Source organism: Pseudoalteromonas denitrificans DSM 6059 (genome assembly GCF_900112265.1).
GTDB classification, from domain to species: domain Bacteria; phylum Pseudomonadota; class Gammaproteobacteria; order Enterobacterales; family Alteromonadaceae; genus Pseudoalteromonas; species Pseudoalteromonas denitrificans.
In genome coordinates, this window is record NZ_FOLO01000126.1 from 1 (window position 1) to 1,223 (window position 1,223).

1 protein-coding gene is annotated in these 1,223 nt (G+C 40.7%); it reads left to right on the forward strand.

Going from position 1 to position 1,223, the window contains the following annotated elements; genetic code table 11:
* Window positions 1–54 precede the first annotated feature (54 nt).
* Window positions 55–1,223, forward strand: a 1,169-nt coding sequence (locus tag BM088_RS26915; protein ID WP_091992022.1) for an ISNCY family transposase, incomplete at its 3' end; no start/stop codon positions are given.

The following is a 1,223-nucleotide window of genomic DNA, read 5'->3' on the forward strand; positions in this document are numbered from 1 at the left end:
TTTTATACATCTCTGTTAGTGTTATTTCTTTTTAATACTAAGGGGGTGTTGAGGATGATTGTGATGGATTCTAAAGCTCAACTCACCGTTGATATCGTTGCTAAAGTTATCGAAGATAGAATAACAATTGCCAATGCGGCCAAATTACTCAGTAAGTCTCGGCGCACTATTGAGCGTTATGTAAAGGCCTATCAACAAGTCGGTATTCAGTTTGCTGTTCACGGTAATAATGGTAAGTCACCGCCAAATAAAACATCAACATCAATTAAACAAGCAGTGCAAACCTTAATCAAAGATAAGTATTTTGATTTTAATTTGCTCCATCTTGCCGAACAGCTAGAGGTTAATGAAAACATTGTGGTAAAACGTGAAACTCTGCGGGGTTGGGCGCATGAGATTCACCATGTCAAACGTGCTAAACGTAGACGAGGTAAAGTCCGTAAACGCAGAGAACGTATGGAAGCTCCAGGTTTAATGATGCAAATGGATGGTAGCCCTCATCGCTGGTTTGGTGATAAAAAGCATTGCTTAATTGCGATGATTGATGATGCTACCAGTGAAGTTCATGCGGAGTTTTTTCCATCTGAAACCACTGCGGGATGCTTGAAGGTCATGCGAGATTGCATTGAAACAAAGGGGTTATTCAAAACACTTTACGTGGATAGAGCTGGTATCTTTGGAGGCCCTAAACGTTGTAATTTCTCGCAAATGCAGCGTGCCTGTGAAGAGTTAGGTGTTGAGATTATCTTTGCCAACTCACCTCAGGGTAAAGGTCGAGTTGAACGTGCTTTTGATACCTTCCAAGACCGACTGGTGCCAGAATTAAGATTGAAGAACATCAAAGACATAGCAAGTGCCAACGCTTACCTTAAACATGTATTTATCCCGCAATTCTGGCAATCTCACATCCAAGTGAAATCAAAACATCAAATATCAGAGTTCACACCACTGAGCAAACACATCAACCTTAATGATATCTGTGTGATTAAAGAGCATCGCAAAATACGAAACGACCATACATTCAGCTATGGTAACAAGTTTTATCTGATCGATTCACCGCTTAAGCATTCAATTGCCAATCAAAAAATCGAAATAAGAAAAACCAGCAAGAATGGCTTTACTGCTCACTTTGCTGGGCGAAAACTCAAGGTGTCAGAGGTCAGCGAGCCGAGTAAACTCGCAGCAGAAGACTTGGAAATACAGAAGAAGTTAGAGGTATTAGC